The sequence below is a fragment of the Pseudomonas tehranensis genome (genome assembly GCF_014268615.1).
Classification (GTDB): domain Bacteria; phylum Pseudomonadota; class Gammaproteobacteria; order Pseudomonadales; family Pseudomonadaceae; genus Aquipseudomonas; species Aquipseudomonas tehranensis.
The window spans coordinates 1-9,087 of the sequence record NZ_JABWQV010000205.1 but is presented as its reverse complement, the minus strand read 5'-3'; the positions used below and the strand labels follow the sequence as shown (position 1 = coordinate 9,087).

The following is a 9,087-nucleotide window of genomic DNA, read 5'->3' as shown; positions in this document are numbered from 1 at the left end:
GCTGGTTTGGGTCAGGGCTGCGGTGTCGGCACTGTCGCCGTTGGGGTTTTTCGATTGGGCCGGGACGTCGTCGTGGGGTTCGTCCTTTTTCAATGTGGTATTGCGCTGCGCGTCCCAGCGCAGTTGCATCCGGCCCTTTTTCACTCCAGCCGCAATACCGCGTGCCGCCACGGTTTTGTAACGGTCCACATAAGTCATGAAGCCGTTGAGCAACGCAGAGATCGCACTGATGAAACGCTGCACGGCGCTCAGCAAGCGTGCACCGTGGTTGGCCAAGCGCATCGACAGATAGGCGATACCGGTGCCCGCCCCGACAAAGGTCAGGACAACGCCGATCAGCAGGTCGATCACTAGCTGCACCACCACGGTCGAGAGCGCTTCGGCCGCTTCGCCGGCAACCTCGCTGGGAGGCAGCATCTCCAGCCAGAGGCTGGCGGTGCGCACCAACAGACACAGGGCCGCTTCGTCACTGGCCAGCAGTTGCAGCCTGGCCATCACCGCGGGCGTTTCCAGCGCCAGTTTTTTCAACTGATTAGCGCTGTCGCCCAATCGATCAACAAACTCGCCGGGGTTCTTGAGGATGTCCGACAGCAGACTGATGCTGTCCCATACGCCCTCAATCGCCGCCCAACTGCCCGCGAGCAGGCCATTGCCCACCGCGGCCGCCGAAGTTGCCGAGGATTGCTGCGCCCACTGCGGCTTGAAACCCTGCCACTCGCCGCGCAACCACTGTGTCAGATCGTTGCTCAGCCCATCGTAGGAAGAAAACAGCTTCGCGATGTGTTTCGGCGACACCTTGTCCTGGACATGCACTCGATAGGACTTGCCCGCCTCGCCCTTGAAGGTCCCCAGGCCCTGGGCATTCAGGGTGACGGGCGTGACCTCGCCGCTGTCCACTGCGACCACATCCACCACGATGTCGCCCAGGGGAATGTCATACACCGACTCGAACTTGCTCTCGATCGTCATCACCCCACCCAGAGGGCACTGGACGACAGTGGAGAGGAAGTCATCGTCGCCCGTGCTGACGACGGTGGGGCTATCAGCGAAACGAATCACTCGCTCCATGCCCATCAGCGAGGGCAGGTCTGCCGCCTGGCTGGCCCGGTCCGCAGCCAGGCTGTACCAGTGCTCGAGTTGCTCGCGATAAAGCGAAAGGGTGTCTTTGAAACTATCGAGTTCCTGCTCGATACGGCTCACCTGATCCATCAGGGCATGGCTCGATCAAGGGCCGGCAGGAAAAAACGGTCGAACATGGGCAGACGTCTCGCAGCACTCAGGAAGCGCGAGACTGTGCCGGGGATGGCTAGGGAAATAAGTCAGGGAAGGAGGCGATGGATGTAGGGCGATTCGTTAAATTCGCCCAGCACGAAAAACAATCAACTGACTAGGGAGGAAAGGCAGTTCTTCACAGGATCTGTGGATAACGTTACGGCTGATGGTCCTCGAGCGTTTTGAGCTTGATCTCGGCCAACGGATGCCCGGCCTTCGCCGCCAAGGTCCACCAACGTGCGGCTTCAACCGGATCCGGTACTTTGCTGGCAGTTCCGGCGAGGCTGATCACCCCCACCTGGTAGGCCGCTTTGCCGTCACCGGCCAGTGCCGCCAGTCGCAGCAGGCGAACCCCTTCCTCCCGGGCACCCAGGCCCTGGCCGCGGAACGTCAGAATATGCCCGTAGAAACTTTGCGCACCGACATCGCCCAGATTTGCCATGCGCGAGAACTGCCCCTCGAGCCAAGACCAGCCACGGGGCTGGCGAACGAACCAGGACCAATGAAACAACCGCCGCGCCAGCCAGTAGCCGGCCCGCGCCTTGATACGCCAGAGCATTCAGGCCTCCGCTGATTCGGGGTACTCGTATTCGAATACCCGGACCACTTCCGAGGCGTGCCAGGAAGCGGCGGCCACGCCATCGGAAGGCCCGGAAAAGCGCCCGAGACGTTCAACGCACTCGAAGAAGCCGGTACGCGGCAACCGGCTGGCCCCCTGGCTGATGACCAGCGAACTTCGCAGCGGCTGTTCAGCCCGGGCATCCAGCGCCGCCAAGTGTTCAAGGGCCGCAGTCAAGGTCTGCATGGCCGGACTGGGAAGCTGCAAGCGCTCCAGCAAGGCCCGATACGTCAACAAATGGCGCTGGCGGCGCGCCTGATCCAACTCACCCAACAACCCATCCCAATGCTGCCGACTGATACGAACGCTCACAATTGATCCCTCCACCCCGGCACCGTCAACTCCCAGGCCAGACTGCGCCGAATCGCGGCATCGGGCTGACGCTCGCCACTTTCGATCATGGCCAGATAAGACGGGCTTATACCTACTGTGCGGGCCAACGCCTCAATGGCGATGCCCTTCCCTTCGCGCAAACTGCGGAGTTGATCCAGACCTGGAAGAACCTGACCGGGTGCCGCCGCATCACGGACTGTGGCGTCCTGCGGCGGTGCTTGATTGATGCCGGCTGCCTTCAATAGCGACTGGTACTGCTCCCACGGTAAAACCGCGTATTCGGGCTCTCCGTCGCGTGTGATTATTTGAATATCCATGTCTACCCCGTAGGACAACAACACTTAGCGAGTCAGCTTTTTCCTTGGAAGTGTAATCCTAATAGCGGCTAAGGTCGCGGGGCGATCAATCTCAGAAGGCAAACAGAACCGGATCAGTGCTTTTTCTGGCCTTGGAGCTGGAGCTGCTCCGGGGTGTCGGGAAGCCGCTCGACTTGAGCGAGCTTTTCGGGGGATTGCCGATAGCGCCAGGCGCGGAAGGCTTCGAGTTCACCGTCGAGGGTTTTCATGATCCAAGCCAGCACGGCGATATCGTCAAACATGCCGAACATGGGCAGAAAATCCGGAATCGCGTCCAGGGGGCTGAGGAAGTACATCAGTCCGGCGACGATAGAAAGCAGCGATTTGGCGCTGACGGCCCGATACTCGCCACGCCAGTAGGCCAGGCACAGGGCCTGCAGCAAACGCAGATCCTCCTTTAGCTTGCCTAACCGACCGCCTTCCCGCGCGCCTTTGCTGGCGACGGCAAACAACAACGTCGGCAATCGACCGCGGGCCAGCAGTCGTCCTGCCAAGGGCAGAAAACGTGCAAAATTCCACGGAGCCTTCATGTTTTCTCCCACTGAAATGTTATCCACACAAATTGTGGATAACCTTGTGAACAGAGCTGCATTTGCGCGCTGAAGCCCCCGTTAAATAAGGCTCCCAGTCAAATCGGGCGTTTTTTACTCACATAAAAAAACCCAATATTTCATTGACTTGACGGCCCGACTGGGTCTAGCACAGCGTCTGTATTGCCTATGACTATAACCCGCGCCGAGCGTTCGGTTTTTTGCTGTTTACCAAAGCCCGGATGCGACAACGCCCCGCAAAAGCGAGGCGTTGTCGTTACAACAGCCGCAGTTACTTGGCTGCTTCTTCTTTTGCCGGATCCTTGATCGCCAGCAGTTCCAGGTCAAATACCAGAACCGAGTTGGCGGGGATGGCCGGGCTCGGGCTTTGGGCGCCGTAGGCCAGGTCGCTCGGGATGTACAGCTTGTACTTCTCGCCGACATGCATCAGTTGCAGGCCTTCGACCCAACCCGGGATCACACCGCTAACCGGCAGATCAATCGGGCTGCCACGCTCGACAGAGCTGTCGAACACCTTACCGTCGGTCAACTTACCGGTGTAGTGAACAGTCACGACATCAGTCGGCTTAGGCTGAGGGCCGTCGGCTTTCTTGACCACTTCGTACTGCAGGCCGGAAGCGGTGGTGGTAACACCTTCCTTCTTGCCGTTTTCCTCGAGGAATTTCTTGCCGGCGGCTGCCGACTCTTCACTCATTTTGGCCATGCGCTCTTCGGCACGTTTTTGCAGTGCGGCAAAGGCTTCGACCAGTTCTTCGTCTTTCAGCTTCTGTTCTTTCTTGCCGACGGCATCTTCGATGCCCTGGGCGACTGCTTTGGAGTCCAGGTCATCCATACCTTCCTGAGCCAGGCTTTTGCCCATGTTCAGGCCAATACCGTAGGAAGCTTTCTGCGCCGGGGTTTTCAGCTCTACGCTGGTCTGCGAGTCGCAACCCGCGAGTACCAGGCCAACCAGGGCCACCGCCGCCGCCAACCGATGCTGTTTCATGCTATTTCCTTGTTCATGCGCCATAAGGGCAATCGAGTAAAGCCGCGAGCTTATCAGGCGGCCACGACCAATGGCTACCGGCATGTGAGCAGCAAAGCACTGATAAGTTCACGACCACAAACGCTTTTTAATCCAGGGCGGATGAAGCATCTGTCATCTATTACCTACAGGGACAAATGGCCACTCCCCGTAACGCCGCCGGTAATGGCCACTTGCCGGCCACGCGGCACTGAGGCATAAGGGCATATCAAAAAAACAAGGACGTTACCGTGCGCCTGCTATCTCGCCTTCTCTTGTTGCTCCTCGCGCTGCTCGTCGTCGCCGTGGCCGTGGTGCTTTATTACGTGGCCAACCCTCGCCTGCCGGCCTATACCCCGGTCGAACAGGTGCATTATCTGGATCAATGGAGCGCCGCCGAACGCCAGACGTACTATTTCACGCCCCAGGGTACTCAAGTCAAAGGCCTGCGCTACGACTGGTTCACCGCCCTCGAATTGCCGTTCTCGCAACAGCGCTTCGCTTCGCCTGAATACCTGGCCCGATTCGGCTTTCTGGTGGACCCGGCGCAGAAACCCTCGGCGGACAATCCTGGCAATCTGCCCGTAGGTTTCACCCGCCACCAGAATCCGGGCAGCGCCGACCAGTTCCTGGATATCACCTGCGCCGCCTGTCATACCGGTGAGTTGCACTTCAAGGGCCAGGCGATACGGATCGATGGTGGTTCGGCCCAGCACGTCCTGCCTTCCAGCGTTCCCACATTACGCGGTGGCAGTTTCGGACAGGCCTTGGTCGCCAGTCTGGCCTCGACCTACTACAACCCCTGGAAATTCGAACGCTTTGCCCGCCAAGTCCTGGGGCAGGACTACGACGCCCGCCATGAACAACTGCGCCAATCATTCAAAGCCTCCCTGGACACCTTCTTGCGCGTGGCCTGGAACGACACTCACCGCGGCCTCTACCCCACTGAAGAAGGGCCTGGCCGTACAGATGCCTTTGGGCGTATTGCCAATGCCAGCTTCGGCGATGCTATCTCGGCCGAGAATTACCGCCTCGCCAACGCACCTGTGGATTACCCACAGTTGTGGGACATTTGGACATTCGACTGGGTGCAGTGGAACGGTTCGGCCCAGCAGCCGATGGCCCGCAACGTCGGCGAAGCGTTGGGAGTCGGCGCCACCTTGAATTTCTTCGACGCCCAGGGCAAACCATTGCAAGGTGATGCGCGATACCCCTCCAGCGTACGCGTTCGCGATCTGCACAAGATTGAAGAAACTCTGCAGTTGCTCAAGGCCCCGCAGTGGCCTCAGGAGCTGCTTGGGCCTATCGATAGGCCGTTGGCCGCACAGGGCCGGGCGCTGTTCGCCGAAAACTGTGCCGGCTGCCACGTGCCTAAAGTGGTTCAAGGTCCTGACAGGCCCGTCCAGCAGCTGAAGATGTTGCCGGTGAAGGTGATCGGCACCGACCCAGGCACCGCCAACAACATTGCCGACCACCGCTTCGACCTGACCAGCCTGCAATGGGATCCGGCCGAACTGGCAAAGCTGGACGTGCAACTGCATCCGACCCCGACGACGCCGCTGGATTTGAGCCAGGTTTCAGTCGCTAAAGGCCTGGCCTACGTGACCGCGTTCGTGGAAGAACGGGCTTACCGTGACGCAGGCGTCACACCGCTGGAGCGCCCGGCGCTGGATGGTTTTGGCCTGCCCATCGGCGTACGCGAGCTGCGCGCCTACAAAGCCCGGCCCCTGGCTGGCGTCTGGGCCACGCCGCCCTTCCTGCATAACGGCTCGGTGCCGACGATCTATCAGTTGCTGTCTCCTCAGGACGAGCGGGCAATCACCTTCTACAAAGGCAGCTTCGAATACGACCCACGGCACCTGGGCTATCGCACCGAAGCCTTCACCAATGGCTTTTTGTTCGACACCCGGATCACCGGCAACCACAACAGTGGCCATGAGTTTCGCGCCGGTGAGCGGGGCAATGGCGTGATTGGTCGGCTGCTGCAGCCACAGGAACGCTGGGCGTTGCTGGAGTACCTCAAGGTACTGGGCGGGCCGCTGGAGTCGCAACTGTGATGATGAACCCCTCAGGCAAAAGGATTGACCCATGCTGATTACGCTCTGGCTGCGCCTCGGCGCCTTTTTGGGCAAGACGCTCCTGTGGTTGCTGGGCATCGGTCTACTCGGTTGGGCGCTGGCCACGGCCTGGTTCGCCTGGCAACACAGCGGACCGGTCTCGGATAAAGAGCAGATTCCACCCGGCGAAGCGGCCATGACCCAGGACATCATCCAGACCGCCATCCGTATCGTCGATCAGCACCGCGAAGGCACGCGCTACCTGCGCGATGCCCATGCCAAGGCCCACGGTTGCGTCATGGCGCAAGTGCAGGTGCCGGACGATCTGCCAACACCGTTGCGTCAGGGTGTATTTGCCGAACCAGGGAAGGTCTGGCAAGCGACGATGCGCTTGTCCAACGGCAACGCCTACCCGCAGTTCGACAGCCTGCGCGATGCGCGAGGAATGGCGATCAAGCTGCTGGACGTGCCGGGCAACCAACTGCTGAGGGACCGCCAGTCACAAGGTGAACAGGATTTTGTGATGTTCAATCATCCGAACTTCTTCGTCAGCGATGTCGCCGAATATCGTCAGAATGTGGCCGCCCAGGCCGATGGAAAAAAAGCGATGGCGTTCTTCCCAAGCCTGGATCCGCGCAGCTGGCAAATCCGTCACCTGTTCATCGCTCTGGAAACACTTTCACCAGCCCCAGACAGCCCCACCCAGACCACGTATTTTTCGGTATCGCCCTATAAGTTTGGCGAGGCCAACGCGAAATTTCGCGTAGCGCCCGACCCGGATAGCTGCCCGAGCTACACCCTGCCTGCACAAAACCAGGCACTGCCGAATTTCTTGCGAAGCGCACTGACGCAACAGTTATCCACAGACCGGATACCGGCGTGTTTTGTCCTGCAGATCCAGCGCCAGGACCCGAGCAAATACATGCCGATCGAAGACACCAGTATTGAATGGCGAGAAAGTGACGCACCGTTCGAGACGGTGGCGCGCATCACCGTGCCGGCCCAGGATTTCGATACGCCCAAGCTGAACCTGGCCTGCGACAACCAGTCCTTCAACCCCTGGTTCGGCATTGAGGCCCATCGCCCCATCGGCGGCATCAACCGTTTGCGCAAAGCCGTGTACGAGGAGGTCAGCGATTACCGTCATCGTCGTAATGCTGAACAGTAGCTAACCGGTAAACACCAGACAGCAAAAAGCCCGCTCAATGAGCGGGCTTTTTAATGGCAACCTGGCGTTCAGTGTTCCAGGTTGCCGAAGATGGCGCAGCGGACGGGACTCGAACCCGCGACCCCCGGCGTGACAGGCCGGTATTCTAACCGACTGAACTACCGCTGCGCGTAGCGTTGAAAGCTTGGTGGGTGATGACGGGATCGAACCGCCGACATTCTGCTTGTAAGGCAGACGCTCTCCCAGCTGAGCTAATCACCCTTCACTTTCGATGCGGGGCGCATTCTCTCACAAATTTTCGTAACGTGCTGATTTAATTAACTATTCAGCAAAAAAAATGTGATTAACGCGCACAGCAGGAACTGCAAACAGCAAAAAGCCCGCGTTAGCGGGCTTTCTGTGGTGATCTGGCGTTCAGTGTTCCAGATTACCGAATATGGCGCAGCGGACGGGACTCGAACCCGCGACCCCCGGCGTGACAGGCCGGTATTCTAACCGACTGAACTACCGCTGCGCGTAACACTTGGAGCGAATGGTGGGTGATGACGGGATCGAACCGCCGACATTCTGCTTGTAAGGCAGACGCTCTCCCAGCTGAGCTAATCACCCTTCGCTTTCGGTGTGGCGCGCATTCTACGGAGCGTCCTCAAAGCTGGCAAGCACTTTTTACTTTAATTTTTTCAGGCCTTCCAAAGGCTTAGCGAAGGGTTGGCCTATGGCCCCGCGAAGAGAATAATGCCCCCCTTTGTATAAAGGAGAGACTCACCCCATGTGGTTCAAAAACCTGCTTATCTATCGCCTGACCCAAGATCTGCCTTTTGATGCCGAGGCGTTGGAAACTGCACTGGCCAGTAAACTGGCGCGTCCATGTGCAAGCCAGGAGTTGACCACTTACGGTTTCGTCGCGCCGTTCGGCAAAGGCGAAGACGCGCCTCTGGTGCACATCAGCCAGGATTTCCTGCTGATCGCCGCGCGCAAGGAAGAACGCATCCTGCCAGGCAGCGTCGTACGCGATGCCCTGAAAGAAAAGGTCGAAGAGATCGAAGCCGAGCAAATGCGCAAGGTCTATAAAAAGGAACGGGACCAGCTCAAGGATGAAATCATCCAGGCGTTTCTGCCTCGCGCGTTCATTCGTCGCTCGTCCACCTTCGCTGCCATCGCACCGAAACAGGGTCTGATCCTGGTCAACTCCGCCAGCCCGAAACGCGCCGAAGACCTGCTCTCTACCCTGCGTGAAGTCCTCGGCTCGCTGCCGGTGCGGCCACTGACAGTGAAGACGGCCCCCACCGCCATCATGACCGACTGGGTCAAGACTCAGAAAGCCGCCGACGATTTCTTCGTGCTGGATGAATGCGAGCTGCGCGACACCCACGAAGATGGCGGCATCGTGCGCTGCAAGCGCCAGGACCTGACCAGCGACGAAATCCAGCTGCACTTGAACACTGGCAAGGTAGTGACTCAACTGTCGCTGGCCTGGCAGGACAAGTTGTCTTTCGTGCTCGACGACAAAATGGTGGTCAAGCGCCTGAAGTTCGAAGACTTGTTGCAAGACCAGGCGGAACAGGACGGCGGCGACGAGGCCCTCGGCCAACTGGACGCCAGCTTCACGCTGATGATGTTGACGTTTGGCGAGTTCCTGCCGGCGCTGGTCGAGGCCCTGGGCGGTGAAGAGATGCCTCAGGGGATCTAACAAACCTTCCCCACTGTGGGAGCGGGCTTGCTCGCGAA

At 59.3% G+C, this 9,087-nt stretch carries 8 protein-coding genes, 4 tRNA genes and 1 pseudogene; 3 read left to right on the top strand and 10 right to left on the bottom strand.

All coding sequences use genetic code 11. The features are described 5' to 3' along the window. From HU811_RS21420 to bamJ, 6 genes and pseudogenes are all read right to left on the bottom strand, one after another. Positions 1-1,209 (bottom strand): annotated as a pseudogene (locus HU811_RS21420) (type IV secretion protein Rhs); the annotation flags it as partial. A gap of 220 nt (positions 1,210-1,429) precedes the next feature. Further along, positions 1,430-1,831 carry an SEL1-like repeat protein gene (locus tag HU811_RS21415; protein WP_186657970.1) on the bottom strand — a complete coding sequence of 134 codons (402 nt, stop codon included), beginning with the start codon at positions 1,829-1,831 and terminating at the stop codon, positions 1,430-1,432. After that, a complete protein-coding gene (locus HU811_RS21410; protein WP_003179080.1) occupies positions 1,832-2,203 on the bottom strand; it encodes a hypothetical protein in 372 nt (123 codons plus the stop codon). It lies immediately after the preceding gene. Beyond that, the gene (locus tag HU811_RS21405) at positions 2,200-2,541 is read right to left on the bottom strand and encodes a helix-turn-helix domain-containing protein (RefSeq protein ID WP_092402868.1); all 342 of its coding nucleotides are present in this window, start codon (positions 2,539-2,541) and stop codon (positions 2,200-2,202) included. Before HU811_RS21405 ends, HU811_RS21410 begins: the two co-directional genes overlap by 4 nt. Before the next feature lie 113 nt (positions 2,542-2,654). Beyond that, positions 2,655-3,110, bottom strand: a complete 456-nt coding sequence (locus HU811_RS21400) for a YkvA family protein (RefSeq protein ID WP_092402863.1) — start codon at positions 3,108-3,110, stop codon at positions 2,655-2,657. Positions 3,111-3,402: 292 nt separating this feature from the next. Next, on the bottom strand, positions 3,403-4,116 hold the full coding sequence (gene bamJ / locus HU811_RS21395; RefSeq protein ID WP_092402810.1) for a BamJ family beta-barrel-assembly machinery protein: 714 nt from the start codon (positions 4,114-4,116) through the stop codon (positions 3,403-3,405). Positions 4,117-4,385: 269 nt separating this feature from the next. Between bamJ and HU811_RS21390 the strand changes: the two genes are divergently transcribed. Both HU811_RS21390 and HU811_RS21385 read left to right on the top strand, forming a co-directional pair. Further along, a complete protein-coding gene (locus HU811_RS21390) occupies positions 4,386-6,191 on the top strand; it encodes a di-heme-cytochrome C peroxidase (protein WP_186657969.1) in 1,806 nt (601 codons plus the stop codon). Between the two features lie 31 nt (positions 6,192-6,222). Then, positions 6,223-7,359: a catalase family protein gene (locus tag HU811_RS21385; RefSeq protein WP_186657968.1), complete on the top strand. Its 1,137-nt coding sequence runs from the start codon at positions 6,223-6,225 to the stop codon at positions 7,357-7,359. A 91-nt stretch (positions 7,360-7,450) separates the two neighbouring features. On the opposite strand, the gene HU811_RS21380 is transcribed toward HU811_RS21385, so the two are convergent. The 4 genes from HU811_RS21380 to HU811_RS21365 form a co-directional block, all read right to left on the bottom strand. Next, positions 7,451-7,527, bottom strand: a tRNA-Asp gene (locus HU811_RS21380). A gap of 17 nt (positions 7,528-7,544) precedes the next feature. Continuing rightward, a tRNA-Val gene (locus HU811_RS21375) sits at positions 7,545-7,620 on the bottom strand. A gap of 176 nt (positions 7,621-7,796) precedes the next feature. Further along, positions 7,797-7,873, bottom strand: a tRNA-Asp gene (locus HU811_RS21370). Positions 7,874-7,892: 19 nt separating this feature from the next. Further along, positions 7,893-7,968 (bottom strand) — tRNA-Val (locus tag HU811_RS21365). Between the two features lie 160 nt (positions 7,969-8,128). On the opposite strand from HU811_RS21365, the gene rdgC reads away from it, so the two are divergent. Further along, positions 8,129-9,049 (top strand): recombination-associated protein RdgC, encoded by a 921-nt coding sequence (rdgC, locus tag HU811_RS21360; RefSeq protein ID WP_047228694.1) that lies wholly within the window; start codon positions 8,129-8,131, stop codon positions 9,047-9,049. Positions 9,050-9,087: the final 38 nt, after the last annotated feature.